The organism is Polyangium jinanense, assembly GCF_028435365.1.
The window spans coordinates 34,679-61,414 of the sequence record NZ_JAGTJJ010000015.1 but is presented as its reverse complement, the minus strand read 5'-3'; the positions used below and the strand labels follow the sequence as shown (position 1 = coordinate 61,414).

Annotated in this window: 23 protein-coding genes; 13 read left to right on the top strand and 10 right to left on the bottom strand. The window is 68.7% G+C overall.

Annotated features, from left to right (window positions below; all coding sequences use genetic code 11):
• Window positions 1-2 precede the first annotated feature (2 nt).
• Genes KEG57_RS24380 through KEG57_RS24370 form a run of 3 tightly spaced genes read right to left on the bottom strand, consistent with a single transcriptional unit; the run spans window position 3 to window position 5,061 of the window.
• Entirely contained in the window at window positions 3-2,693 is a 2,691-nt protein-coding gene (locus tag KEG57_RS24380; protein WP_272423373.1) for an ion transporter, read from the bottom strand.
• A gap of 58 nt (window positions 2,694-2,751) precedes the next feature.
• Complete coding sequence (locus KEG57_RS24375; protein WP_272423374.1) at window positions 2,752-3,597, bottom strand: hypothetical protein; 846 nt, start codon at window positions 3,595-3,597, stop codon at window positions 2,752-2,754.
• A 30-nt stretch (window positions 3,598-3,627) separates the two neighbouring features.
• A complete protein-coding gene (locus KEG57_RS24370; protein ID WP_272423375.1) occupies window positions 3,628-5,061 on the bottom strand; it encodes a vWA domain-containing protein in 1,434 nt (477 codons plus the stop codon).
• 193 nt (window positions 5,062-5,254) lie between these two features.
• On the opposite strand from KEG57_RS24370, the gene grxD reads away from it, so the two are divergent.
• The 5 genes from grxD to KEG57_RS24340 all read left to right on the top strand — a co-directional run bounded on the left by grxD (window position 5,255) and on the right by KEG57_RS24340 (window position 9,919).
• Window positions 5,255-6,187, top strand: coding sequence for a Grx4 family monothiol glutaredoxin (grxD, locus tag KEG57_RS54995; protein ID WP_276073725.1), 933 nt, complete (start codon window positions 5,255-5,257; stop codon window positions 6,185-6,187).
• Window positions 6,188-6,209: 22 nt separating this feature from the next.
• Window positions 6,210-6,470, top strand: a complete 261-nt coding sequence (locus tag KEG57_RS24355) for a BolA/IbaG family iron-sulfur metabolism protein (RefSeq protein WP_272423376.1) — start codon at window positions 6,210-6,212, stop codon at window positions 6,468-6,470.
• Window positions 6,471-6,506: 36 nt separating this feature from the next.
• Window positions 6,507-8,207, top strand: coding sequence for an amidohydrolase (locus KEG57_RS24350; RefSeq protein WP_272423377.1), 1,701 nt, complete (start codon window positions 6,507-6,509; stop codon window positions 8,205-8,207).
• Entirely contained in the window at window positions 8,204-8,479 is a 276-nt protein-coding gene (locus KEG57_RS24345; protein WP_272423378.1) for an N-ATPase subunit AtpR, read from the top strand. Before KEG57_RS24350 ends, KEG57_RS24345 begins: the two co-directional genes overlap by 4 nt.
• A gap of 156 nt (window positions 8,480-8,635) precedes the next feature.
• On the top strand, window positions 8,636-9,919 hold the full coding sequence (locus KEG57_RS24340; protein WP_272423379.1) for a PAS domain-containing protein: 1,284 nt from the start codon (window positions 8,636-8,638) through the stop codon (window positions 9,917-9,919).
• Here KEG57_RS24340 and KEG57_RS24335 read toward each other — a convergent pair.
• Window positions 9,916-10,881, bottom strand: a complete 966-nt coding sequence (locus KEG57_RS24335) for a hypothetical protein (protein ID WP_272423380.1) — start codon at window positions 10,879-10,881, stop codon at window positions 9,916-9,918. The genes KEG57_RS24340 and KEG57_RS24335 overlap by 4 nt on opposite strands.
• Before the next feature lie 92 nt (window positions 10,882-10,973).
• Here KEG57_RS24335 and KEG57_RS24330 point away from each other — a divergent pair, with 92 nt between their 5' ends.
• Together KEG57_RS24330 and KEG57_RS24325 are read left to right on the top strand one after the other, a co-directional pair.
• Window positions 10,974-11,204 (top strand): hypothetical protein, encoded by a 231-nt coding sequence (locus KEG57_RS24330; RefSeq protein ID WP_272423381.1) that lies wholly within the window; start codon window positions 10,974-10,976, stop codon window positions 11,202-11,204.
• 55 nt (window positions 11,205-11,259) lie between these two features.
• On the top strand, window positions 11,260-12,948 hold the full coding sequence (locus KEG57_RS24325) for a serine/threonine-protein kinase (protein ID WP_272423382.1): 1,689 nt from the start codon (window positions 11,260-11,262) through the stop codon (window positions 12,946-12,948).
• 315 nt (window positions 12,949-13,263) lie between these two features.
• Here the strand turns inward: KEG57_RS24325 and KEG57_RS24320 are convergent, their stop codons facing one another.
• Window positions 13,264-14,046: a chlorite dismutase family protein gene (locus KEG57_RS24320; RefSeq protein WP_272423383.1), complete on the bottom strand. Its 783-nt coding sequence runs from the start codon at window positions 14,044-14,046 to the stop codon at window positions 13,264-13,266.
• Window positions 14,047-14,126: 80 nt separating this feature from the next.
• On the opposite strand from KEG57_RS24320, the gene KEG57_RS24315 reads away from it, so the two are divergent.
• The 4 genes from KEG57_RS24315 (at window position 14,127) to KEG57_RS24300 (ending at window position 18,323) form a co-directional block, all read left to right on the top strand.
• Window positions 14,127-15,731, top strand: coding sequence for a PAS domain S-box protein (locus KEG57_RS24315; RefSeq protein WP_272423384.1), 1,605 nt, complete (start codon window positions 14,127-14,129; stop codon window positions 15,729-15,731).
• Window positions 15,728-16,708 carry a serine/threonine protein kinase gene (locus KEG57_RS24310; RefSeq protein WP_272423385.1) on the top strand — a complete coding sequence of 327 codons (981 nt, stop codon included), beginning with the start codon at window positions 15,728-15,730 and terminating at the stop codon, window positions 16,706-16,708. Before KEG57_RS24315 ends, KEG57_RS24310 begins: the two co-directional genes overlap by 4 nt.
• On the top strand, window positions 16,705-17,478 hold the full coding sequence (locus tag KEG57_RS24305) for a ribonuclease H-like domain-containing protein (protein WP_272423386.1): 774 nt from the start codon (window positions 16,705-16,707) through the stop codon (window positions 17,476-17,478). The genes KEG57_RS24310 and KEG57_RS24305 overlap by 4 nt, the downstream gene beginning before the upstream one ends.
• 320 nt (window positions 17,479-17,798) lie before the next feature.
• Window positions 17,799-18,323 (top strand): hypothetical protein, encoded by a 525-nt coding sequence (locus tag KEG57_RS24300; RefSeq protein ID WP_272423387.1) that lies wholly within the window; start codon window positions 17,799-17,801, stop codon window positions 18,321-18,323.
• Window positions 18,324-18,327: 4 nt separating this feature from the next.
• Here KEG57_RS24300 and KEG57_RS24295 read toward each other — a convergent pair whose 3' ends face one another.
• Both KEG57_RS24295 and KEG57_RS24290 read right to left on the bottom strand, forming a co-directional pair.
• The gene (locus tag KEG57_RS24295) at window positions 18,328-19,914 is read right to left on the bottom strand and encodes a POT-type proton-dependent oligopeptide transporter (protein ID WP_272423388.1); all 1,587 of its coding nucleotides are present in this window, start codon (window positions 19,912-19,914) and stop codon (window positions 18,328-18,330) included.
• Window positions 19,911-21,296 carry an adenylate/guanylate cyclase domain-containing protein gene (locus KEG57_RS24290; protein ID WP_272423389.1) on the bottom strand — a complete coding sequence of 462 codons (1,386 nt, stop codon included), beginning with the start codon at window positions 21,294-21,296 and terminating at the stop codon, window positions 19,911-19,913. The genes KEG57_RS24295 and KEG57_RS24290 overlap by 4 nt, the downstream gene beginning before the upstream one ends.
• A gap of 551 nt (window positions 21,297-21,847) precedes the next feature.
• On the opposite strand from KEG57_RS24290, the gene KEG57_RS24285 reads away from it, so the two are divergent.
• Window positions 21,848-23,185, top strand: coding sequence for a DUF4403 family protein (locus KEG57_RS24285; protein WP_272423390.1), 1,338 nt, complete (start codon window positions 21,848-21,850; stop codon window positions 23,183-23,185).
• A gap of 25 nt (window positions 23,186-23,210) precedes the next feature.
• Window positions 23,211-23,720 (top strand): hypothetical protein, encoded by a 510-nt coding sequence (locus KEG57_RS24280; RefSeq protein ID WP_272423391.1) that lies wholly within the window; start codon window positions 23,211-23,213, stop codon window positions 23,718-23,720.
• Between the two features lie 353 nt (window positions 23,721-24,073).
• Here the strand turns inward: KEG57_RS24280 and KEG57_RS24275 are convergent, their stop codons facing one another.
• The 3 genes from KEG57_RS24275 to KEG57_RS24265 are packed head-to-tail and all read right to left on the bottom strand — an operon-like array spanning window position 24,074 to window position 26,544.
• The gene (locus tag KEG57_RS24275) at window positions 24,074-24,991 is read right to left on the bottom strand and encodes a patatin-like phospholipase family protein (protein ID WP_272458831.1); all 918 of its coding nucleotides are present in this window, start codon (window positions 24,989-24,991) and stop codon (window positions 24,074-24,076) included.
• Between the two features lie 52 nt (window positions 24,992-25,043).
• Window positions 25,044-25,706, bottom strand: coding sequence for a hypothetical protein (locus tag KEG57_RS24270; protein WP_272458830.1), 663 nt, complete (start codon window positions 25,704-25,706; stop codon window positions 25,044-25,046).
• A gap of 1 nt (window position 25,707) precedes the next feature.
• Window positions 25,708-26,544: a class II glutamine amidotransferase gene (locus KEG57_RS24265; RefSeq protein ID WP_272458829.1), complete on the bottom strand. Its 837-nt coding sequence runs from the start codon at window positions 26,542-26,544 to the stop codon at window positions 25,708-25,710.
• Between the last annotated feature and the right edge of the window lie 192 nt (window positions 26,545-26,736).

The following is a 26,736-nucleotide window of genomic DNA, read 5'->3' as shown; positions in this document are numbered from 1 at the left end:
CCTCAGGCGCCCATGTCGACCCCAAAAGGCCCGACCGTCCGCGACGCGGGCGCCCGCTCCCGCGCCACCCGCGCCGCCGGCTCCTCGAGATCGCGGCTCTCCGCGAGTGCATAAAGCGCCACGATCTCCGACAGAGCGAACACCCGATCCCGCGGCGGATTGAGCAGCACCTCGAGCCGCTCCCGCGCGTGTTCGTCCACCGCCCGCCGCTCGATCGCGATCGGAATCACCTGCCGCGACGCGAGCGCCTCCCTGAGCTCGTCGAACCGCACTGTGCCCTTCGCGCCCGCGGCGTGCTCCCCCGGCTCGAGCCGCACGATCTCCTGCCCGTACTCGCCGAGAATCTCGTCGTAGAGCGCGGTCACGCCCGGCACGAACGCGCTGTGCACCATGAAGTAGTTCTTGATCCGGTCGGTGCTCACGAGCGAAAGCCGGAGCCTGCCCGAGGCGAACCCGCATCGCTCCGCGTCCACGAGCCTCCGCGCGTGCTCGCCCTTCTGCACCGACGCGAACTCCGCGAGCACGTGCAGCCGTTCGCCCCGCGCGAGCTCGCCGCGCTCGAGCGCGCCCACGAACCGGAGTAGCCGCATCGTCGTGCGCGCGTCCCGATCCACCGCGTCGGGCTCGCTCAGGAAGATCACCGCGCCGATCGGCCCGCCCTTCTTCGCGCACTCCACCGCGAAGGACGCGAGATCATGCCCGCGTTGCGTGTACACCGTCACCCGCCCCCCGTGCTCGAGCGACATCGTCACGCCCTCGCGCCCTGGCGGCGGCACATCCCGCTCGATGCCGATTCCGAGCGACGCGAGACGCATCGCGAGTGGCATCCGCTCGTCGCCACGCTCGCCGAGCACGAGCGTCGCGTCCACGCCCGGCATGAACCGCGCGAGCTCACGCACCATCGACGGCAGCGCCGGGCTGTACCCCACGACGAGCACACGCGAGAGTAGCCCTCGCGCCATGTGCGTGTCCTCGGCCCACGTGCAGATCTCGGCCCGCGGCGGCGTGGTTTGCTGACTGACGGGCGTGATCCCACGCCCCATCACGAGATCCCGCCCGTACCTGCGCAGCGGCGCGTACGTCGCGGTCACGCCGATGATCCCGCGCAGAAGCTTCGTCGGGATCTTCCCTGCGCGCGCGCCGAGCTTCCACGCGCCCGATCCCTCCTCCGGATCACGCAGCGGATTCAGCCATTGCTCGAGGTCCGCCACGGGCACGAGCCCGCGCGTCCGCCGCGGCGTCGCCTTCCCCAGGAACACCCCCGTGAGCAGCACGCCGCGCTCTTCGTACGCCGCACGCGCGAGCCTCTCGAACGACACGAACCCGTCCTCGCCGCCGAGCGCCTCGATCGCCTCCGCCTCGCCGGGCTCCACGAACATGTGCGTGTAGAACTCGGATCCGTCGGCCGTCATGAGGTCCGTGTACAGCGCCTCGACCCCCGGCGTGACCAAGTGCTGACAGAGGAAAAGCCCTAGAAAACGCGGCATATCGAGCGGGAACGTATGAGGTCCACCGATCGCCATCACGAGCGCGCGGTTCTCGCTCTCCACCACCTCGACGAACACCTGCGCGTCTTGGTTCTGCGCGCGGAACGACGCGAGCGTCATCGTCGTCACCGCGTCCGCGTCGGGCCCCGCGTCCGCGCGGGAGAGCAAGATCGCGCGTTTCGCCGTCGCCGCCGACACCCGCGCGAGCGCGTCCGGATCCCATCCGTCGCCCTCGCGGTACATCACCCACCGCATCATCGGCTCGTACAGATATCCGGGCGGAGCCTCGGTCGTCCCGAGCAGCGCCATCCGCGGCAGGGCATGCCGGCGCGGCATCGCTCCGCGCCCCCGCAGCCATTGCAGGATCTCCGCTGGCCGGAAGAAGCTCCGCAGGATCCGGTTCCGCTCGTAGAGCCGCGCGAACTCCCGCACGAGCATCTCCGCCTCGTGCACGGGACCAATCACCAGCGAGTGCTCGTCGTAGTCGACCGTGCGCCGACGCTCGGCCCGCACCACCTGATCGACCACGTTCGAGCCGATGCCGATGATGAACGACACCACGAACACGCCCACGATCGTGAGGCCCAGCGACAGCACCGCGATCGGCGCCGGCACCTTGATCGTCCCGACCAGGTTGTCCGCGCTCTCGAGCTGCCGGAACGCCCACCACACCCGATCGATGAAATCGGCGTCGGCCGCGAGCCCGCTGCCGGTGTAATCGTAGCGGATCGCCAGGTGATCCAGCACCACGGCCGCGCCGAACGCGAGCGACCAGACCGCCACCGTCACGAGCCCGAACTGCTGGAGCTGCTCGCGCCGCGTCACGATCGAGTAGAGGTCCGCCGCGAGCTCGCGGGCGAACCGGAGCAAGAGCAAAAGCCGGGCGAGACGGAGCGAGAGCAGCGGCGCCACGTACCTGGGATCGCCGATCTGCTCGAAGGGCAAGAAGCTCAGGAGCGCGAGCAGATCGACGACCAGGAAAAACCATTCGAAGCGCCGGATCTCCTCGCGGGGCCGCCGGAGCGCGAGGAAGCGCAGCGCGAGCTCGATCGTGAAGATCGCGAGGAAGACGGGCCGGAGCGCGCTCTCCAGCCGGGGCATCGGCAGGAGCGAAACGAGGATGCAGATCGCGAGCCCGATCTTGACCGGACGTTTGTCGAGTAGCGCGGCGACGCGGCGGGGGAGGCTCGGTGCCCGAGGGGCCATCGCGCCGCAGCATAGACGCGCCGAGGGCCGCGTTTCCAGCGGCCTCCGCGCGCATCCATCACGACGAGATCAGCGCTTCGCTCGTTGCTTCGAGCTTCTCCCCCGTCGCCTCCACGACCTCGAGCGCCCGCACGTCCTCGCTCGCCTCTGCCGCGTGCGCCGTGTCCGCGAGGAGGTACGCGCGCCGGAGCGCCTCCACATGCGCGCCGATGCGTTGATCCACGCGCCGCGCGACGGCCGTGGGCGCGTCCGCGCGGGCGCCCTTTCCTCCGACCCGCGCTCGTTCGAGCCGCGCCCGCGCCTCGCCGAGCCGCACGAGCGCCTTCCAGCTCGCGCGCACCTCGCGCGCCGCGGCCGCGTCGAGCAGCCGTTCGTCCACGTGCCTCCGCAACGCGGCTCCCTCGCGCAAGGCCGCGCCCGCCTCCTCGCCGGCGTCCTCCGCGAGCCCGTCGAGCGCGTACGCTACTGGATCGTCCGCCTCCACGAAGAGCGGTAGCGCCGCGAGCACGGCCGCGACCAGCGCTGCGACCACGCGGATCGAAGGCGATCCGCTCCCGTACGCCGCCGTGATCGTCCCCGCGAGCGCACCTGCCACGAGCGCGCCGCCCACGTGCACGAGCCGCGCCGTCCCGGCCTTCACCCGCGTCGTCCGCTCCGCGTACGCGAGCGCCACGAGCGCCGCGCCCGCCGCGGCCGGCGACGTATTTCCCACGATCGCCGCCGACAGCGCGCCGAGCGCCCCGCCCGCCGCGGCGAGGCCATCGATCGTCGCGCTCGCCGCGAGCGCGAGCAAGACCCCGAGCCCGAGCAGCGCGATCGATCCCGTCACGAGCCCGAACCGGCCCGCGAAGGGCCACAAACCAAACGCCGCCGCCGCGGCCACGAGGAGGGCAAGCTTCCGCATGATTCCTTTGATCTCCAACGGGTTCGTCGTTCAGTACGCCGCCGCCCGACCGAGGTTCGAGAACTCTTTGTCGGCCATGCTCCGGGCCGCCGCCTTCGCGCCCGCGCTCTTCGGCGGCGCCGCGTGGATCTCCTTCTTCGCCTGCTCGTAGGCGTCGACCTGCGCCTGGATCGCCGTCGCAGCCGGCGCCGGTGCTGCCGCCGCCGCGGCCTTGAGCGCGCCGATGTTCTCGTCGACGATCCGCTGCGCCGCGTGGATGTCGCCTTGCTCGAGCGCTGTGGCCGCCTCGAGCTGCCGGCTCGACGCGAGCGCGCTCGTCGCCTCCGCGAACGCCGCTCGATCCACGCTGAGCTCCGCCTCCCGCGCGTCCGCCGTGCCTTGCAGATCGAGCGGCGACAGCGCCACGCGCGTCCGCTCTCCGCCCACGAGCGACCACCCGACCTCGCCCCCGATCGCGAGTTTTTCCCCTGCCTCCGCGTTCGCCGCGAGCTCCACGACCACACGCCGCTCGTCGCCCGCGAAGAGCGACCCGATGCGCAACGTCACCTCGCGCCCGTCGCCTTCCGTCCGTGCCTCCGCGCCGATCGCCCGGACGAACCTCACCCCCTCGGGGAGCACGAACCGCGCCTCCGTCGCTTCGACCGTCGTCGCGGCCGTCTCTTCGAGCTCGCGGCGTAGGAACGTCCGGAGCGCCGCTCCATCCTTCACGAACGCAAAGTTCCCGCGCCCCGCCTCCGCGACCCCGCCCATGTACCTCGGATCAAAATCGAGTCCGATTCCGAGCGACGACACCGTCACCCGATCCTCCGTCGCGTTCCGCGCGATCCGCTCTGCATCGAAACGCCCGTTGTCGAGCCCGTCGCTCACCAGCACCACCCGCTTCACGCGCCCCGACGAGGCGTTCGCGAGCGACTCCATCCCCAGCGACAGCGCCGGCGGGATGTTCGTCCCGCCGCTCGCCGAGAGCTCGTGCACCCGCGCGGCGAGCCGCTCCCGCACGTCCCCCACGCGCGCGAGAGGCTGCAGAACGTCGCTGTCCGACGCGTACCGCACCAGCGTGATCTGATCGTCGTCACGCAGCTCGCGGATCAGCTCCACCACCGCGTCCTTGGCCTGCTTCATCTTGCTCTCGGTCATCATCGAGCCCGACGTGTCGAGCACGATCGCGAGCGCGAGCGGCGCCCGCTCCCGCGCGTCCGCTTGATCGGCCTTGATCCGCAGCACCGCCGAGATCCGCGCCTCGCTCCCGCCGAACACGCGCGACTGCGTCAGCGTGATCGACCCATGCGCGCCCCGCCCCGAGAACGTCGCGCCCGCGCCACCCTCGCTCGGGCTCGCGAACGCCACGTTTGTCCGCGCGCTGAGCGGCGCCCTGTGCAGGATGAGCCCTCCCGCGCACAGCGCGATGAGGCTCGCCGCGAGCGCGCGGCGGGTGCGGGGGACACGGAGCCATCGGTTCGTCATGACACACTCCTCCGGGCACGCGCCGAACGCCCGGCGCGCGTGGAAACATCGCCCCTCGAGCGCTCGCGAAGGGGAGCGCCCGGGGCGACGAACATCCGCGGCGCACGTCTACGGACGAGCGGGCCGTTCGGTCTAAATGACGTAGCGTCACGTTTCGAGACGTGCGAGAGTCCCGACCGATCGAGGGAAACAGATGAATCTCAGTGAACCGCTCAAGCAGCGTATCGAGGCGCTCGTTCGGTCCGACCGGGTCGTGCTCTTCATGAAGGGCTCACGCCGGTTTCCCCAATGTGGGTTCTCCAGCTCCGTCGTGCAGATCCTGGACGAGGTGCTTCCCAGCTACACGACGGTGAACGTCCTCGAAGATCCCGAGATTCGCGAGGGCATCAAGGCCTACGCGAGTTGGCCCACGATCCCGCAGCTCTACATCGACGGCGAGTTCGTCGGCGGGGCCGACATCGTGCGGGAGATGCGCGAGAGCGGCGAGCTCGCGCAGAAGCTCGGCGCCGCCGGGGCGGGTGGCGAGGCGAAGGCGCTGAAGATCACGCTCAGCGCGTCGGCCAAGCGCGCATTCGACGAGGCGGCGAAGGAGGCGCCGGGCGAGCTCCTCCGCTTCGAGGTGAGCCCGCGCTTCGAGTATGGGCTTTATTTCGGGCCGCGCGCCGAGGGCGACATCGAGGTCGACGCGGGCGGCATCACGGTGCTCGTCGACAAGGGGAGCGCGCGCCGGGCGGACGGTGTCTCCATCGATTTCGTGGACGGCCCCGAGGGCGCCGGCTTCAAGATCGAGAACCCGAACGAGCCCCCGCGCGTCCGGCAGCTCTCCGTGAAGAAGCTGAAGGAGATGCTCGACGCGGGCGAGACGTTCGAGCTCATCGACGTGCGCACCGACAAGGAGCGCGCCATTGCGCGGATCGCGCAGGCGAAGCTCCTCGATCAGGCCGAGCTCGAGCGGCTCGAAGCGCTGCCCAAGGACACGCCGATCGTCTTCCATTGCCACCACGGCGGTCGCAGCCGCTCGGCGGCCGAGGCGTTCGTGGGGCGAGGTTTTTCCAAGGTGTACAATCTCGAGGGGGGCATCGACGCCTGGTCGGTCGTTGTCGACACCTCGGTTCCGCGGTATTGACGAATTTCGGGAGGAATCGCGCGTGTCGTACCACATGACCACGTTCCAGGGCTCGATCCCTGCGGCGATCGAGCAAGCCATCAAGGAAAAGATCAGCGACGCCGTGGTGGAGGTGCAGGGTGGGGGAGGGCATTTCGAGATCTCCGTCACGAGCAAGGTCTTCGCGGGCAAGGGCACGCTGGAGAAGCACCGCCTCGTTCTCGGCGCGATCGCACACCTCATGGCGGGAAATGACGCCCCCGTGCACGCCGTCGACAAGCTGAATACCAAAGTCCCCACGTGACGCCCCCGCGCCCTCGCTGCTGCTAGAATGGGCGCGATGTTCCGAAGCGCCCTCCTCGCGGCGACCCTCGCGCCCCTGGCCCTCGGCTGTGGCGCAGCTCCTACGCCATCCCCGCAATCACAAAACCCCGCGGATTTCGTCCTTCTGGGCGGCGCCGTCCGCACGCTGGATCCGGCCCGCCCCCAGGCGACCGCCATCGCCGTGCGCGGCGATCGCATCGTCGCGGTCGGCACGGACGCCGAGGTCGGCGCGTTCGTCGGCCCGGAGACCCGCGTGGAGCGGCTCTCCGGGCGCGCCGTGATCCCCGGCCTCGTCGACGGCCATTGCCATCTCCACGGCCTCGGCGTCGCCCTCGAGAGCCTCGACGTCCGCGGCAAGAAGAGCCCCGAGGACGTCGCGCAGCTCGTCGCCGCCGAGGCGAAAGGGCGCGCGCCGGGCGAATGGATCACCGGCCGCGGCTGGGATCAAAACCTCTTCACCCCCGCCACGTTCCCCACACACGCGCCCCTCGACGTGGCCGCGCCCGATCACCCGGTCGCCCTCGAACGCATCGACGGGCACGCGCTCTGGGCGAACGCGGCCGCCCTCCGTCTCGCCGGCGTCGACGCGAAGACCGCCGATCCCGCGGGCGGCCGTATCCTCCGGGATGCCACGGGCGCGCCCACCGGCGTCTTCATCGACAATGCAATGGACCTCGTCACGGCGAAGATCCCCGGCGAGCCGCCCGAGGTGATCGAGCGCCGCATCCTGCGCGCGTCCGAGCGCGCTCTCTCGCTCGGGCTCACGGGCGTGCACGAGATGGGCATCAATGACGCGACCGTCGCCGTGTATCGCAAGCTCGCGGCCGAGGGCCGGCTCCCGATCCGCGTGTACGCCTATCTCGCCGGCGGCTCGAACCTCCCCGCATTGTCGCAACGAAAGCCCGACGTCGACCCGCAGGGCACCGCCATGTTCGTCCTGCGCGGGGTAAAACTCTTCGCCGACGGCGCGCTCGGCTCCCGCGGCGCCGCTTTGCTCGCGCCCTACGCCGACGAGCCGAAGAGCACGGGGCTCTCGATTGCAGACCGAAAAAAACTCACCGACGCGGCGCGCCTCATCGCCGACGCGGGATTCCAGCTCGCCGTGCACGCCATCGGCGACCGCGCCAACCGCGACGTGCTCGACGCCTTCGCCGCGCTCGGCGAAGGCCGGGCGCGCGCGCTTCGTTTTCGTGTCGAGCATGCCCAGGTCCTCGCGCCCGAGGACATTCCCCGGTTCGCCGCGCTCGGCGTCCTCGCCTCCATGCAGCCGACCCACGCAACGAGCGACATGCCCTGGGCCCCCGCGCGCCTCGGCCCTGAGCGCCTGCGCGGCGCGTATGCCTGGCGTTCGCTCCTCGACGCCGGCGCGCGCCTCGTCTTCGGCTCGGATTTCCCCGTCGAGGAGCCCTCGCCCCTCCTCGGCCTCTGGGCCGCCGTGAGCCGCCAGGATCCCTCGGGCGCCCCGCCGGGTGGCTTCATGCCCGAGCAGCGCATTACCCTCGACGAGGCGCTCGCCGCCTTCACCACGGGCCCGGCGTATGCCTCCTTCACCGAGGCCAGCCACGGCCGCATCGCGCCCGGCTACATCGCTGATCTGACCCTCTTTTCCGGCGCCCTCGCCGCGGATCGATCGCTCCTCGCCGCGAAGATCGACCGCGTCATCGTGGGCGGCAAGGTCGCGTTCGGCGCCGCGATGTCGAAAACGGAGGCCCCGTGACGAACCTCGTCCTTCGCGTGCTCCTCTTCCTCGCCCTCGGATTCGCGCTCGGCTGGGCGCATGCGAAGGCCATCGCCGAGGGCGAGCGCATTCACCGCGAGACGGGGGAGCGCGCGCGCCCCACGGTCATCTTCGTCCTCCGCCTCGTCCTGCTTTGCGTCGCATTCGGCCTGATTGGAAAATCGGGCTCGATGCCGCTCCTCGCCTCCCTCCTTGGGTTCGTCATGGCGCGATTGGTTCGCCGTCGAACGACCAAAGCGCCATTGAATTGACGCCGCTTTTGCCATTCGGCTCTCTGTACGGACACCGCGCAGCGTTATAAGTAAGGGAAGGTCCTGCGGCGACTCGTATCCTCGGTGCGACGTGGCCTGCCCGTCCTGGGTGGCCCCTCGTGCCTGGAGATACGGGCGCCACGTTGGGGGGTGGACATGAACGTGCAAGAATTCCAGGGATTGCAGGCAGAGTCCGACCGGCTCCGCGCGCGCGTGGCCGAGCTCGAAGAGGCCCTCGCGGCCGCGAACCACCGCGCGGACCTTTATCAGGCCGTGTTCGAATGCATCCCCGTCCCGGCCGTCGTGCACGACGTCGAGGGCTTGGTCTTCGATATCAATCGCAAAAACCGAGAGTTCTGCGCCATCCCCGACCGCGAGCTCGTCATCGGCAAACACAACCTGCTCAAAGATCCCGATGCCGTGGCCCGGGGATATGCCGCGCACCTCGAAAGGGCCACGCGCGGGGAGGCCTCGGTCATGCCGCCCACTTCGTTCAACACGGCGGAGGTGGGATTCGATAACGCCGAGGATCGGGAGCTCTGGTCGGAGACCTCGTACGCGCCCGTCGACGTCGCCGGCAAGCGGTACGTGGTGTCCGTGAACCTCGACGTGACCGAGCGGATCCGGGCGCAACGCGCGCTGGAGGCGAGCCAGCAGTTCCTGCTCGGCATCATCGAGAACGCGCCGTCGCTCGTGTACGTGAAGGATCTCGCGGGCCGCTACATGCTCGTCAACAGTCAGGTCGAGCAGTTCGTCCAGATGAACCGTGAAGGCCTGCTCGGCAAGACCGACGCCGAGCTTTTCCCGTCCGAGATCGCGGAGAGCTACAGCGCCTCCGACGCCCTCGTGCTCCGGACCGGGGAGCCCCTCACGCGCGAGGATGTGATGCCCCTCGAAGGCGGCATCGTCGCCTACGTGACCACGAAATTCCCCCTCCGGGACGCCGAGGGCAAACCCGTCGCCGTGTGCAGCATCTCGGTCGACGTGACGACACAAAAAGAGGCCGAGGCCCGCGCGCGAAAGCTCCAGGAGGAAATGCTCGGCCTGCAGGAGGCCACGCTCCGCGCCCTCTCGACGCCGCTCCTGCCGATCGCCGAGGGCGTCGTGGTGATGCCGCTCATCGGCCACATCGACGCCCGTCGCGCCGAGCAGGTGCTCGAGACGTTGCTCCACGGCATCGTGCAGAATCAGGCGTCGATCGTCATCCTCGACGTCACCGGCGTGCCCGTCGTCGACGAGCAGGTCGCGAGCACCCTCGTGCAAGCCGCGCGCGCCGTCGAGCTGCTCGGGGCCGAGGTCGTCTTGACCGGCATTCAGCCGGCGATGGCCCGCACCCTCGTCGAGATCGGCGCCGAACTCGGACGCATGCGCACCCGGAGCACCCTCCGGGGCGGCATCGCCCTCGCGCTCGGCCGCGGCGCGACCCGCGGAAAGCGCTAGTTCTCCTTCGCGGAGAGAGCCTCCTTCGCCATCTCCTCGTACGACATGCGCCGGGCCCGCGTGAGCTCGGAGTCGTCGTATTGCCGGGCCATGAACTCCTTGCCCACGCCTCCGACGCGGCCGAGCAGATCGCCGAGCAGCCGGCCCGTGATCGGGTGATCGACCCCGTCCTGCAGGAGCCGCAAGAACCGCGTGAACGGCCGCCGCGACGTCTCCTCCTTCCGCCCGAGGAGCTGCATCCGCTTGAACGCGTCCCGCAGCCGTTTGCCCTCGGGATCGACGAAGTTCATCGGGTCGAGGAAGACGTCGCGGATGAACGGATGCCCGTAATGCAGCATGTACACGAACGCCTTCGCGCCCCGCGCCCGCTCCGCGACCGAGAGCTTCGTCTGCCGCTCGGCCATCCGCCGCTCGTAGGCCTCGGAGCCGTAATACTCGGCCATGTGATAGTCGATCGCGATGTGGCGCGACTCGTCCCGGTTGATGAGCGTCATCGCCTCCTGGCTCATCTCGTCGTGCACGTAGTCGTTGATCGACCGGAGCAGCGCGATGTCCAGGATGAGCTCCCCGCACACGATGTACGCGTTCGCCACGTCGTCGCTCAGGTAATGGATCGCGTCCACGAAATGCGGGGCGAACGCCGTCAGGCTCGGGCTCTGCCGATACATCTTGTAATGATGGACGTCATAAAAATCGGCGAGCATCTGCGCCGCGTGCGCGTGCCGGACCTCGTCGACGACGAAGCTCCGGAAGATCGCCTTCAGCGTCGGATCCTCCACGCGCCGCTCCTGCTCGCGGAAGAGCGCGCCCGCGAGCCGCTCGATCCCCGACATGTCCGTGAAGAGCTGCACGATCGCGATCTCGTCCTCCCGCGACATGCTCCGCGGCTTCCGACTCCAGTCGAGGTCGCCGACATGCCACTGGTCACGCCGGCAGTTCTCCAGCATCCGTTCGAGGTCCATGCCTGCCAGGATACCCGTCGTTATCATCCCGGTAAAGCGCCCAACGGAGGACGCACACGCGCCCCGGGCACCACGCTTGCGTTCGTCGGAGCATGACCATCCCGCGACCCATCGAGACGACCCGAACGGAGGAAAAATCCCCTCCCACGCAACCGGAGCGGCCCGAAGCACCCCCCGTCGAGGATCCCCGCATCCGCAAGGGACCGATCGAGGATCCGCCGCCTCCGAGCCCCGTCCCCGGCGAGCCGCCGCCCGAGCCGCCCGTCATCCGGGATCCGCCCGCGCCGACCCAGAAGCCGGGCGAGGTGATCCGGGTCGCCTGAACAAGCGCACGAGCACCTTGATGCCGCGGATGTCCTTCGGGCATCATCCGGTCCCATGCGCACGGGAGACGTCGTTGACGGACGCTTCGCCATTCTGGAGCGCGCCGGCGTCGGCGGCATGGGGTCCGTGTATCGAGCACTCGATCGACAGACGACGAAGCTCGTCGCGATCAAGGTTCTCCACGCGCCCGACATGACCTCGCAGGCCCGCTTCCTCAAGGAGGCCAAGGCTCTCGCAGGGCTCGAGCACCCGCACGTCGTCCGCTACGTGACGCACGGCATCTCGCCCGACGGCGAACCTTACCTCGTGATGGAGTGGCTCGAAGGCGAGAGCCTCGATCGGCGCCTCACCCGCGAGCCTTTGCGCCTCGAAGAGTGCATCGATCTCGCGCGACGCATCGCCGTGGCCCTCGGCGCCGCCCACACGCGCGGCATCGTCCACCGCGATGTCAAGCCGAGCAACGTCTTCCTCGTCGACAGCACAATCGAAAAGGTCCGCCTCCTCGATTTCGGCATCGCCCGCCTCGACGACGCGTCGAGCGGACTCACCCGCACCGGCAACGTCCTCGGCACCCCAGGCTACATGGCGCCCGAGCAGGCGCGCGGCGACAAACGGTACGTCGACGCCCGCGCCGACGTCTTCTCGCTCGGCTGCCTGCTCTACGAATGTTTGGCAGGCCAACCTCCTTTCCACGGCCCGCACCCGATGGCGATCATCACGAAGCTGCTCGCGGAGGAGGCTCCGCGTCTGCGCACGATGCGCCACGACGTCCCCGAGGCCCTCGACGCGCTCGTCGGCCGCATGCTCGCCAAGGAGCCAGGCGCGCGCCCCTCGGACGGCGCCGCGGTCGCCACCGCGCTCGACGCCGTCTCCAGCATGAAGAGCGTCGAGCCCCCGCCGCCCTCGATTCGCTCGCGCGCGTTTGCCGAGATCTTCCCCTCGATCCCGCCCTCGTCGCCACCCTCGTCGGATCCGACGCTCGGCATGGCGGCCACGATGCCGGGCCTCTCGTCGTTCCGCGAGCTCTCCGAATCCTCGAGCCAGCGCCCCTCGTCGCCGCCGCCCGAGCCTCGATCGAGCCGCATGGTCGATCTCCCGCCGGCGAGTGTCTCCCCGGCGAGTGATCGCCGCTGGTTCGAACGTCTGCCGCGCCCAGCAGGCCGGAGCCAGTTCCGGGTGAAGGGCATCGCCTACAAGGGCATGCTCCATTATGTCTCGACGCGTCTCGACGGCGGGATGCAGTCGCTCACGAATACGTTCCGCGATCCGGTGCTGCGCGAATACCTCGGGCAGCCATTCCTCGCGTCGAGCTTCTACGATTTCTTCCCGCTCGTCGCGGCGAGCGCCGGGTGCGCGTCGCTCGCGAACGTCCAGCTCGACATCTTCGCGCAGGGCCAGGGTCGGGCGCAGGCCAAGTACGACGCCGAGCACGCATATCGCTCGTTCATCCAGGGCCGTTCGATCGACGATTTCCCCTCGCGCTTCCGGCTCATCGCCCAGCGATATTACGATTTCGGCGAATGGGAGGCGAACTCGTTCTCGCCGGGCACGATCACGTTCGTGCAGCGAGGCATCCCAGCGTGGGCCATTCCCTGGTACTCCCCGCTGCAATCAGGCTACATCTCGACGCTCGTCGACCTCGTGTCGAACAAGCGCGCATCCGTGACCGTCTACCCGACCCGCCGCGACGGCGTGATCGAGGGCATCCAGACGGTCATCCTCGAGATGGACGTGTCGTACTGAAGGCGGCGTCGCGCCGGGGCGCTGCCCCGGACCCCGCGGGGGCTATCCGCCCCTCGACCCGGACCAGGGCAAGCCCTGGACCTTCAGGGGAAGAACTGCGCGATGCGCAGTTCTTCCCACAGGCACGGGCGTTGCCAGTCGAAATGGCAGCGCGGCTGTCTTGATTGGCAGGGTCGTCGCCGGTCTTGCCTCGGCCTGTTCGATGAACTGCGCATCGCGCAGTTCATCGACCCCGAGTCCAGCGCTTGCGCTGGTCCGGGTCCAGGGGCGGACAGCCCCTGGTGGGGCCTGGGGCAACGCCCCAGCGAAAACGCTTCAGCCGAGAACCCGTCCCACGAAGAACGGCCCCATCTGGCTGATGAACTCGCTCGTTTGTCGCGTCTTGCGCATCGCTTGCACGATGTGCGACAGCGGGTGCAGCTCCTTGCCCACGAGACCGATCACGAATTCGTTGTCTCGCGCGTCGAGCCCGTGACATGCGAGCCGGATGTCGTGCGCCAGGTCCTTTGCTCCGTAGGCCTTCCCGATCGTCCCGTGCTCGCGCAGGATCGAGCCCTGCTCTCGCGGCTCGAGCTTCGCGAATGCCCCGCTCCGGCGCAGCGGGTACCACACTGCCCACGGCCATGCCGGGTTTGCCACCGTCTCCGCTGGCCGCCGGAGCAGCCAGAATTCGAGATCTTGCTCGTAGCCCGTCGAATAGGTACGCCCGAGCATGGTCATGTCGGGCCGAAGGTGCAGACGCGGCGCGGAGCCCTCGTCGAGGATCGCCGGGCGGACCACCTCCACGAAGACCGCGGGATCTTCGCCCCACGTGAGCAGACCGATGCTCGAGGGATCGTTCACGTCCTCGTAGACCACGACCCCGACACCCTTGCTCGCGATGGCCGAGCGGATCGAGCGCGCCTTGCGCGTCACGCCCTCTGCGTTCGAGGCTTCGGCCTGGAATACCAAGAGCTGCATGAACAGCCGCCGATCCTGCGTCTGCGGCTTCCCGTCACGCGGGGCTCCGCGCTCGCTCACATCGATGACCGGGAGTTCCTCGCTGCCCTGTCCGTGGCTGTGTCCGGCCGCTCGGCCGCTCGGGTTCGCTTCGCTCATGTTGCAAGGGCTACCTGCCTCGGCAGCCGGCTGCAAGGCCGGATCGCCCGGCGCGGCGGCAGCATGCTAAAGCCGAAGTCATGGATACGAGTGCGCTCAAGGCGGCGCTTCTCCCCGAGCGGGAGAACCTCATCGAGACCTTGATCGTCGAGATCCTCGAGGTGGCCCCGTTTTACCGCGAGTTCCCGCGAAGCGCGCAGGTCGCCATGTCCGCCCGCTTGATCGACCTTTACCTCGATGCCCTCGACGAGGTGAACCCCGAGGCGCTGCGCACCTTCGGGATCGAGATCTTCACGCGCAGGCAAGAGCAAGGCGCGTCGCTCCTCGAGGTCCTCCACGGGATCTCCATCGGCCGCCGCGCCATGGCCCGCGGCGCCCTGCGCATCCTGTCCACGGCTGAGCTCGCAGGGCAGGTCATCGAGCGTGCCGAACAGGTCGCCGACGAGCTCGTGCGCACGGCCGTCGCTGTCTACGAGAAGCGCCGCGACACCGAGCGCCGCGCCTTCGAGGCCCTCGAAGAGCGATACCAGCGCCTCTACCAGCGCACCCCTGCGATCATGCACTCCATCGACCGCGAGGGCCGCATCACGGCCGTGAGTGATCACTGGCTCGACGTGCTCGGCTACACCCGCGACGAGGTACTCGGCCGCCACTCCATCGATTTCCTCACCGAGGCGTCGCGCAAGACCGCCGTCGAGGTGAACATCCCGAAGCTGCGCGCAGCGGGGCACGTCGAGAACGTCCGCTACCAGTTCATCCGAAAGAACGGCGATCCCTTGGACGTCCGCCTCTCCAGCGTGGCCCTGCGCGACGAGCGCGGCGAGAACCTGCAGTTCCTCGCGGTCGCGCAGGACATCTCGGCCGAGATGGATGCGACGCGCGCCTTGCGCGAGAGCGAGGAGCGCTGGCGCGGCCTCACCGAGCTCGCCCCGCTCCCGCTCGCCGTGCACAAGGGCGGCGTGTTCCTCTGGGTCAACGAGGCCCTGTCGCGGCTCCTCGGCGTACCGCGCGACGAGCTCGTCGGGATGAACGTCATGCGCATCGTGCACCCCGAGGATCACGAGCTCCTCCGCGCGCGCCTGCAACAGAGCCGCGAGGGCCGCGTCTCGCTCCCGCCGATCGAAGAGCGGTACCTCCACGCGGACGGCACCATCATCTACACGGACGTCGCCGCGCGGCCTGTCGTCTTCGAGGGGGAGAACGCCACGCAGATCGCGGTCGTCGACGTCACGGCGCGCAGGCACGCGGACGAAGTACAGCGGCAGAACGAGGCTCAGGCGCGCCTCATCGAGGCCCAGGAAGCGACCCTCCGCGCGCTCTCCACGCCTCTCATCCCCATCGGCGAGGGCATCCTCGTCGCGCCGCTCATCGGCCGCATCACGGGTGACCGCGCCGCGGGCATCGTGGAGACCATCGCCGCGGGTGTGGTCGCCCAGGGCGCGCGCGTCGCCATCGTGGACGTCACGGGCGTTCCCGAGGCGGACGCGTCGGTCGTCGAGGCGCTCGTCCGGGTCGCGCAGGCCATCCGCCTCCTTGGCGCCGAGGTCGTCATCACGGGAATCCAGCCCTCGATCGCCCGCACGCTCGTCGATCTCGGTGCCGATCTCGGCAGCCTGACCACGCGCGGCACCCTCCGTGATGGTATCACCCATGCGCTCCGGGCCCGCCCGAAGAGACGCGCATGAACACGACCGACCTCTTCCTCTCGCTCACCCCGCACAAGGTCCTCGAAGCCGTCGAGGACGCGGGGTTTCCCGTCAATCCCCTCTGCTACCCGCTGAACTCGTTCGAGAACCGCGTCTACGAGGTCGAGCTCGAAGATCGCTCCCGACTCGTCGCCAAGTTCTACCGCCCGGGTCGCTGGAGCCCCGAGCAGATCCTCGAAGAGCACCTCTTCCTCGCCGACCTCGCCGAGGCCGAGGTCCCGGTTTGTCTCCCTCGAACGCTCCGCGGCGGCGGCACCCTCGGCACGATCGACGGCATCTCGTATTGCCTCTTCCCGCGTGTGGGCGGCCGCGCGCCGGACGAGCCCGATGCAGACCTCCTCGAGCGCCTCGGCATGCTCGCCGCGCGTATCCACAACGTCGGCGCCGGGCGCCCCGCCGCGCACCGCGTCCGCCTCGATGCGGACGCGTTCGTTCGGCAAAACGTCGCGTTCCTCCGCGACAAGGGAAGCATTCCTGCGCGCCTCCTCCCGCGCTACGAGCGCGCCGCGCGCGCGATTGCGGACTTCGTCGACGAGGGCCTCGAAGGCACGCCCGTCCACCGCATTCACGGCGATCTGCACCTCGGCAACCTGCTCCTGCGGGACGGCGTGCTCTCGGTCGTCGATTTCGACGACATGGTCGTGGGCCCGGCCGTGCAGGATCTATGGCTCCTCCTGCCGGGCGAGGGCGTCGAGGCGCGGATCGCGCTGGAGAGCTTCCTCGAAGGGTACGAGGCCCTTCGCGCCTTCGATCGAAAGAGCCTTCGCCTCGCGACGCCCCTGCGTGGCCTGCGCCGCGTCCATTATGCGGCCTGGATCGCGCGCCGCTTTCACGATCCCATCTTCCCGCGCACGTTCCCTCATTTCGGCACCGAGGCGTACTGGGAGGAGGAGACGCGGGATCTCGAGCAGATCGTCCGGATGATCACCGAGGAGCGCGGGGGCTTCCAGGCATGACCGCGTATGTCGTGTTCGATTTCGAGGCGATCCTCGACAAGGACAACCCCCTCCCCGAGGGCGCGGATCCGGACCGCGTCCCGGCCGTGCCGCACCTCGCCATCGTCTCGGGCGCGCTCCTCGCGCTCGTCGTGGAGAGCGGCCACGTCCGCGTGCAGCCCCCGCGGCTCCTCGGCGGCCCCGAGGGCGGCGACGAGGCGGCCATCCTGCGTGATTTCGTCGGCATGGTGGGTGAGCGCCGCCCGGTGCTCGTCTCGTGGAATGGCCGCGGCTTCGATCTGCCGCTCGTCATTGCGCGCTCGGTGCGCCACGGCATCGTGGCTCCGTGGCTCTGGGATCGCGATTTCGAGGATCGCTACCGCGGGAACAAGCACGTCGACCTGCAAGACGCCGTGAGCTTTCGTGGCGCCGGCCGCGCCGCGCGCATGGCCTCGTTCGCGTGCCTCTGCGGCTGGCCGGGCAAAGTCGGCGTCGACGGCTCCGACGTCGAGGGCCTCTGGGCGAAGGGCCCCGAGGGCCGCGACGCCGTGCGCCGCTACAACCTCGCCGACGTCGCCTCCGAGGCCGCCATTCTGCTGCGACTTCTCGTCTGTCGGGGTGATCTCACGCTCGACGAATACCGCGACGCCGCTCGCGCGCTGCTCGCGCACGTCGACGGGGACCCGCGCCTCGCCGTGTTACGTCCCGCGATCGATCGCCGGATCTTTTTGCTTGCGGATGTCGAGCGCACGGAGGGCGAGGGGGAACCGGCGGTGGTGGCAGCGGGGTAGCGCGGGGGGGGCCGGCGCCGTGCCGTGCCCTGGTGCGACGCATCGGTCGGAAATTGGCGGCGCGCCCTGCGGCGTGGGTAGCATTCATTGCCATGGCTCCCCCCAAGTTGGCCCGAGGCATCGCCTCGCCGTCGCGGCCTCCGCACGCGGCGACGGTCTCTCCCAGCCGTTCCGTGCAGCCGAAGGCGCCGTCGCGGCCTCCGCACGCGGCGACGGTCTCTCCCAGCCGTTCCGTGCAGCCCTCCTCGGCCCGGCCCTCCTCGGCCCGTCCCCCGCATCCGGCCACGGTCGGAGCGCCGCGGGCACGCGAGGCCGGGCCCGTGCAGCCCATGATGGCGCTGCCGACCCAGGACGAGCTCATGGAGGGGTACCTGGACGCGTACGACGCGCGGATGGCGTGGCGCGAGAACACGCACGGGAAGCTCGATCAGGACTGGTTGAACGCGTTCTTCACGCTCGAGAACAGGGTCTATGGGATGCGCAACGGCACCGTGACCCATCAGGCCGCGGCTCATGCGTGGCAGCAGTTTCAGGCGCAGGGCGTCAGGCCCAGGCGATACGTGTCACCGGCGGAGCGCCTGGCGCGGCAGGTCTATGCCGACATGAACACGCAGTTCGCGACCTGGGACGGTACCTCGAAGAACCGCGGGGCCTGGTGGGGGTCGCCCGCGCCCGGGGACACGACGGGGGCCACGGCCGTCCCCCATGAGGTGATCGAGTATTTGAAGTTCTGGGCGCCCAGCAAGGGGTGGCAGTTCAGCTCCAGCGACAGCGGCGGCGTGTCCTTCAAGCGATGGAGAGACGGGAACAGCACCGCATTCATCTATCACATGCTGCCGCCGTGAAGCCTCACGCCTTCCGATAATGCTCCACGCTCTTGTACCGCGTCGCGTACGCGCCGAACGCAAGCGCGAAGAGGAACGCGAAGCCCGCGAAGAAGAACATCTGGAACGCGGTCGTCGATAGGCCCGTCTGCGCCGTGATGGCGCTCGTCAGACGCTCGTTTTTCATACCCGCGTTCACGATCAGCACCCAGAGCCCGCCGACCGTGACCGACAGCGACCAGAAGCTCATCAGCGTGCCCTTCATCTTCGCCGGCGCCTGGCTGTAGGCGAATTCGAGGCCCGTCGTCGAGACCAGAACCTCGCCGAGCGTCAGAATCGTGTACGGCAGGAGCTGCCAGAGGATCGAGACCTGCTCGCCCGCGTCGATCCAGCGCTGGATCACGCCGATCACGATCCACGACACGCCCGCGATCGCGATGCCCGCCGTCATGCGCCGGAGCGGCGTCGGGTCGAGGCCGATCTTCCGGAGCAGCGGATACGTGACGGCATTGTTGAAGGGAATGAGCAGCATCACGAGCAGCGGATTGATCGCCTGCATCTGCGAGGCCGTCTCCAGGATGCTCCACCCGGGCAGCACCATGGCCTTGCCCTGGATGATCCACGTCGAGGCTTTCTGATCGAAGAGCGACCAGAACGGCGTGACGAGGGCGAACACCACGAGCACCTTCAGCACCGATCGCACGCCCTCGACGTCCTCGTCCGGGTGCACGCCGCGCGCCGCTTCGAGCGAGAGCAGCACGCCCGGGCCCGCGAACACGAGGAAGGCCACGATCGCGAGGCAAAACGACGCGACGAACCCGAGCGTCGGGATCAGGAAAAAAGAACCAACGAACCCGAGCAAGCCGAGGCCCGCGAGCACGCGCCCCGCCCCGCGGCCCTTTTGCAGCGCCGTCCACGCGATGCTGCCGAAGGAATGGGGATCGGCGGGGGAGGGGGGGACCACCACGTACGTCTTGCGCCCCATCCAGAAGATGAGCGTCGCGATGAACATCAAGATGCCCGGGATCCCGAACGCGATGCTCGGCCCCCAGTGCTTGAGCGCCCGCGGCATGAGCTGCGACGCGAAAAACGAGCCGAAGTTGATCACCCAGTAGAACGCCTCGAACACCCCACGCGCGAGGTGCTTGTTCGTCTGGTCGAACTGGTCGCCGACGAACGACGACACGCACGGCTTGATGCCGCCCGAGCCGAGCGCGATCAGGAAGAGGCCCGCGTAAAACCCGGTCTTGTTCGCCTCGAAGACGGCGAGGCAGCCGTGCCCCACGCAGTAGAGCAGGGAGAGCCAGAATATCGTGCGATACTTGCCGAGGAAGCGATCCGAGATCCACCCGCCGAGCAGCGGGAAGAAATAAACGCCCATCACGAAGACGTGGAAGACCTCCTTCGCGGCCCCGGCCCGGTCCTTCTCGACGAGGCCGAGCAGGAGATACCCGATCAGGAAATCCGTGAGGATGTTCCGCATCCCGTAGAAGCTGAAGCGCTCGCACGCCTCATTCCCGATGATGGACGGGATCGACTTCGGGTACCTGGCGGCTGCCTGGGCAGGGGCAGCCTTGGGGATCGCGGGCCCATCCTCGACTTCGGTCGTCATCGTGCGCGGGGCTCATCCTTCCGGGGATCGCCCTCCGAGACAAGCACATTCGATTGCAGCGCGCGGTAGCGCTCCCAGAACACCTCGTTCGGCTCGACGCCCCGTTCGTCCTGGCTGAGCGCCGGCAAGATGCGCTCCAGGAAATACATGTCGAGCTCGCCCTTGCCCTTCACCGACACCGCCCCGCGCGCCGAGAGCTCGAAGAAGTCCTTCACCCGCTCGTACGTCGTGCGCGAGACGTTGATGCGCCAAAGCTCCCCCGACGACTCCATGCGGCTCGCCGTGTTCACCGTGTCGCCCCAGACGTCATAGGCGAACTTCTTCGCACCGACCATGCCCGCCATGAGCGGCCCCGAGTGCACGCCGATGCGCACGCCCTGGAAGTGCGCCTCATGCCCCTCCACGTCGCGCCGGATCCGAAGCGCAAAGAGGCAAGCATCCACGGCATGCGTCCGCGTCGGCGAAGGCAGCCCCGCCGCCACCATGTACGCATCGCCGATGGTCTTCAACTTCTCCACCCCCGAGCGATCCGCGATCGCATCGAAGCGGCAAAAGTAGGCATCGAGCATGGCGACGAGCGCCTCGGGCGGCATGGTCGCAGCCTTCGCCGTGAAGCCCACGAAATCAGCGAATACGATGGTCGCCTCCTCGTGGAACACAGGCTTGACCGAGCCCTCGCGCGTGAGCTCGGAAGCGATCGGCGAAGGCAGGATGTTGCAGAGGAGCGAGTCAATCTTCGCCTTGTCCCGCGCGATCTCCTCGGACTGGCGCTGGACCGTGCTCCCCTTGGCCCAGCCCTGCTGCCGCAGCCGGTCACTCAGGTGCACGAAGACGCCGGAGACGAGCGCCGCAGCGCTGAGGTCCTGGAGCGCATAGTTGCGCTCGGGCCCCTCGAAGCCCATGCCCGCGAGCATGCCCGTCACCCAGAAGACGAGGATCGCCGCGCCGAGCATGCCCCACGCGTACCGCCGCCGGACGGGCGCGAGCGGCGCGAGCATGAGCACGAACATGAACCCGCCGAGATAAGGGCCTTTGCCGCTGGTGAGCCCCGTGATGAGCCCCGTCGCGCACTCGAGGCACACGCAGAGCGCGAAGAGAGCGCGACTCGCGTGGCGCGGCGCCGAAGGGAAGAACGAGAAGGCGATCGTCAACGCACCCGCAAAGGTGAGGCTCAAGCGAAGGAGCAAGAGCGACGGGAGCTCAGGATGGAGCGCCGCGTCGAGCCGCAGATACGGCAGCCAAGCAAGCGCGCAGATGAGCCCCGAGACGCGCAAGATCTTCCACGACTGAAAAGCGAGCTCGTCGTCGAACGTCTCCGGGTACCCACCCTGGCGCTCCCCCGCGCCGAAGAGCCACGTGAAGGCTTTCTCCGCGCCCGCCATGTCTCGACCCTACCAAGCCAAGCCCCGCCTCCGCAACGCCCTTCGCGCGAAGAAAATTACACCCGCCTTAATCGTTTGGCGGGGCAATCTTGACGGGGGGCGTTGCGCTGGGGCGTTGCCCCAGGCCCCAGCAGGGGCTATCCGCCCCTGCACCCGGACCAGCGCAAGCGCTGGACCCAGGGTCGATGAACTGCGCGATGCGCAGTTCATCGAACAGGTCAGGTCAAGACCAACGACGACCCTGCCAGCCAAGACCGCCGTGACTGGCAACACTGTCCCCGGTCTTGCCACCGGCCTGTGGGAAGAACTGCGCATCGCGCAGTTCTTCCCCGATCGGTCCAGGGCTTGCCCTGCAAAGGGGGGCGGACAGCTACAAAAATTTCCCCCGCATCGACTGCGCGAAGCGCAGTCGATGCCCAGAGGTCCAGGGCTTGCCCTGGTCCGGGTCGAGGGGCGGATAGCCCCCGCGGGGCCCGGGGCGGCGCCCCGGCGAGGCGCCTTCCACATGAGACCCGTTGACACGCGCCGCCTGTCCGTCTTTTTTGGCACGCATGTCGCGAACCTCGATCGCCGTCCTCCTCGCCGCTGTTGTTGTCTCTGCTGGGTGCGGTGCGGGCACGCCGGTGTATCCGCCTCGGCCGCCGGCTACGCCTGGCGAGCCTGTCTCTGATCCGGTTCCTTCGCGTGTCGTCGTGCATGCGACGATCACGGGGGCTGCGCTCCAGCGTGAGCTCGAGACGGCTGTCCCGCGCACGGGGGATGGCACGTTCCCGATGCTTGGCAACGAGCGCAAGTACACCTGGACGCGTGGGGCCATCGCGGTCCGCTTCAACCAGGGCCGCATCGCGCTCGACCTGCATGTCGATGCGAACGCCGACATGCCCATTGGCAGCCTCGACGTCCCGCTCGAGTTCTCGATCCTTGCCGAGCCTGTCGTCACGAGTGAGTACAAGGCGAAGCTGCAATCGCTCGAGGTCAACGTGAAGAGCGATGACCGCGTCATCAAGGCTGCGGATGCGGCGGCGGACATCCTTGGCAAGGTCAAGTCGGCGGTGAAGGAAAAGCTCGAGGCGTTCGAGTACGACCTTTATCCGACGCTTGCCGAGGCTCATGGCCGCCTTGCGCGACCCATCGAGCTCCCGCTTGGGAATGCGAACGGCTGCGCGGCGCTCCAGGTCGTCTCCGTCGAGGCGGGGCCGACGGTCCTTGCGGGTGGGTTCGAGAAGGACCTTGCGCTCGTCGTTGCGCCTTCGGTCACGATCCCCTGCCAGCCACCGAATCCTGACGCCAAGCTCCCGCCGCTTGCCAACGTGGCCACGCTCCAGCCGGGCCCGTTCTCCGTCACCGTGCCGATCGTTGCCAAGTATGACGAGCTTGCGAAGGCGATGGGCCTCGTCTTCACCGACGGCAAGTTCTTCTTCTCGAAGGAGCACCCGAAGCTCTACATGGAGAAGCCCGAGATCTACGCCGCGAAGGATCAGCTCGTCTTGAAGCTCCACATCGCGGGGCATGTCGACAACCCCGTCAGCTTGGACCTCGACGGTGACCTCTTCATGACGGGCCACCCGACGGTCGTGGACAACGAGCTCCGCATCCCGGACCTCGAGCCGACGATCGAGACGAAGAGCTTCCTCTTCAAGCTCAAGGCCTCCATGGATGCCGACAAGATCCGCGATCAGGCGCGGGATGCGCTCCGGCTCGACATCGGCGAGCGGCTCAAGTCGGTGCGCGACAAGCTCTCGAACGACATCTCGTTCGCGAGCGGCCAGGGCTGCATGAAGGCCCAGGTCCACAAGATCGAGGTCAGCAGCGTCCACGTGCACGGCACGTACATGCGCGTCTACGTCACCTCGAACGCGAGCGCGTCCGTGTACATGCCCTGTCCGTGACCCACCTCGCGTGCTAGGGAGGTGCATGCGCGCCTTCCTTGTTGCGACCCTCTTCCTCGCTGGTTTCTCCCTCTCCTGCGCGTCGGCGGACGACGGCTCCATTCGCCCCGAGCCGCCCGCCGAGACGCCGAACGCCCTTGCGCCTCTGCCTCAGGAGTTCGCGCAGCTCGGAAAGCCTTGCCCTCCGCCGGACCAGAAGACGGACTACGCGGCCCCGTATGCTGGATGCGGGAAGGATGGTCACGTCGGCATCGTGACCGTGGGTCGACACACGGGCTTGCCGGAGGGCGCGCAGAAGCTCGAAGGCTCGATGGGCAAGGTGCAGGTGCTCATCGAGTCCGAGCGCGTGTGGGTGCAGGGGACGTGTGTCTGGTGCCGGAACCTCACCGAGCAGACGAGCGTCGTGCACCTCGCGTACGCGACGGACGAGCAGCTCATGCAGATCCAGATGCAGGCGGAGCTCACGAACAAATCGCCGCTGCGCGACGCGGAGGCGTGGCGCGCGGCGGTCGCGGCGTGGGAGCCGAGGAAATAACGCGCGCGGGGACCATCGTGCCCCTAAGAAGGCGCCTCGCTGGGGCTTTGCCCCAGACCCCACCGGGGCTATCCGCCCCTGGACCCGGACCAGCGCAAGCGCTGGACCCGGGGTCGATGAACTGCGCGATGCGCAGTTCATCGAACAGGCCGAGGCAAGACTGCCAACCACCTTGCCAACCAAGACAGCCGCGCTGCCCTTTCGACTGGCGACGCGGTTCAACCGGCCCGTTGGAAGAACTGCGCGGAGCGCAGTTCTTCCACCACCGGTCCAGGGCTTGCCCTGGTTCGGGTCGAGGGGCGAACAGCCCCCGCGGGGCCCGGGGCAGCGCCCCGGCGCAGCGGCCTCAAGGCTCAGTTCAACGGACGCGCGAGCTTGTTCGTCCGGTCGAACAGGCCCTTCTCCTTCGCATCGGCCAGCACCCTGAGTGCCTGCCGATATCCCCGCAGCACGAGTGAGCGCACTGCGAAGCGGTTCAGGTAGCTGAATGGACCGAGCTCTGGTGCGATGTCGAGAAATGTGACGTGCGGGTGGAGTTTTCCGTAAAGCTCCACGCCCTGCCGCTCCTTCTCCGTGAGCAGCACGCTGAGTGATTGGCGCAGGACGGGGAAGGGGCCGCGCCGCGCCAGGCTGCGCCGCCCTTCGCGCACGCGCTCCGGCTTGTACACGTTCGAGATGATCACGACGTCCGCCCCCGCCGCGATCGCGATGTCCGCCGAGAGCGTGCGTGCGACCTCGCCGTTCACGAAGTACCGGTTGCCGATGCGGAACGGGCGGAAGATCCCGGGCACGCAGCAGCTTGCCGCGACCGCTCGGCTGATCGGCGTCGTCTCGTCGTAGCCCGGTCCGAACACCACGCGTTCGCCCGAGTCGATGTCCACGGCGGTCACGAACACGGCGTTCGGGAGCTTGCGGAAATCGTTGATGGGCAAAAAGCTCGAGAGGTAGTTTTCCAGCCGGTCCGCCGAGAAGATCCCCGAGACGAGGTGGCCCGGATCGAGGAGCTCCCGCGGCCTCGGTAGGCCGATGAACGTCGACGGGAAGAGCCGAGGGCCCCGGTGACGGCGGCGCCACGGGAGGCGGTACGCGTCGAGCAGGACATCGAGCGGGATGTCCTGGCCATATGTCGCGGAGACGAGCGCGCCGGAGCTCGTGCCGACGAAGATCTCCGGCAAGACCCCGAGCTCCTCGCAGGCCTTGAGGACCCCGAGGTGGGCGAGACCTCGTACGGCCCCGCCCGACGCCACGAACGCGACCTTGAGGCGACTCATGGTAGGCATTGTGGCCACCCGAGCGAGGTCGGGCAAACCAGGCGCCAGGTTCTCAAGGCATCTGGAAATCTTCGACGATCCGGTAGATCCGGTAGCGCTCGCCCTCGCGGCGCAGCCAGAGCACGACCTCGTCGCCGAGCAGCCGATCCGATCCCGCGCGGGATGCTGCGATCGGCACGCGCACCACGACGTCCCCTGCCGAGAGCGCCTCGACGCGGATCGCCGGGTGTGGCGAGGACGTGAGCGCATCCTCGGCGCGGTACACCTCGAGCTCGGCCTCGCGGAAGACGACCTCGCCCGCGAGCTTCGTGTAGTCGAGCCGGCGCATGCGCTGCGTCCAGAAGAGCGGCGCCGAGGGCGCGCTGCTGTTCGGGCCGTACGTCGTGCTGATCGACAGAGCGTCCCGCGTGAAGAGCGCTTCGAGCGCCTCCATGTCCTCGTTCACGATCGCCCGGAAAAAACCGTTCACCGTCGTAAGAACGGCCTCCGTTCCGAGCGGCGTGCGCAGTGTGACGAGCCCCGCCCCCGCGTTCGCGACGTCCCTGGCTCGTGGCGGCGCGCTCGCCGGATCCACCGCGACGCCGTCCGGTCTGCGGGATTGTTCGGGCAGCTCCGAGGTCGTGGCGAACAGAGGCGTCCCCGCGCCTCCACAGCCGAGGAGGCCCACGAACAGGAGCGCGCATGCCGCCGCGGTGGCGCGCGTGCTTTTTGGCAAGTCAGATCGGCTCGACGAGAGGCTCATCCGTGCGGGTGAGCGTGACGATCGCACGGTCCTGGACGGCCGTCCATCCGGGCGGCGTCCGGTCGTCGTCGAAGTCGGAGGCGAGGATCGAGAGGCGGCACGAAGCGAAGTCGGGCAGGCGCATGCGTCCGAGGCCGCCGTCGCCGAGGATCCGCTCGAGGTCCGAGGCGCCCTGGAAAACGCGGCGAACCATGCGGCCGCCCCCGTGCATGGCGATGACGTAATCGGGGGCCGCGACGAGCAGGTTCATGCGGCTCGGGCCCTTGCCCTCCTCGGCCGAGAGCCCGTCGACGAGCGCGATGCTCGAACGAAGCGCGCTGCGCGCCGCCTCCGGCGGTACGTCCTGACGCTCGAGGACGCCGGCGTCGTGGAGGAAGGAGAGGAACAGGTGAAAGAGTAGCTCGCTGTCCGTCTCGCCCCGAACGTCGCGCTGGAGGAACTGCGGGAGCGAGTCCGAGAGGCGGCCGCGCAGCGTGGAGAACGCCTCGATCGTGCCGGTGTGCGCGAAGAGCCACTGCCGGTAGCGGAACGGATGCGTGTTCTCCGTGCGCGAGCCGCCGACGGTCCCGAGCCGCACGTGCGCGATCAACGTGTCGGCGCGCAGGCCATGGGTCATCTCGGCGACGTTGATCTGGGGACGATCGTCGATGGGGCGGCGTTTCAAGAGGATCTCGCCACCCTGGTAGAAGCCGACACCCCAGCCCGGGATGCGATCGGGCTGCTTGTGCACCACGAGGTGGCGCGCTTCGAGCTCGAGGACTCGTGCCCCGAGGTCCGGACGGTTGCCGACGAAGCCGACGAGACGAGCCATGGTGTTCCCTTCCCTCTCCGCGGCGCGGTGAGAACGTGGGGATGGACGGAGCCTGCTCCCTTTTTGTGATGAAACGGAGGCGTCCGGGCAAGTCACAGCTTCGCTTGCCGGCCGGCATTCGGGCTGCAAGCCCGAACGCCATGGGGAGAGGCAGGGCGCCGCCATCGGGCGGCTCCCGCAGCGCCCTTCGAT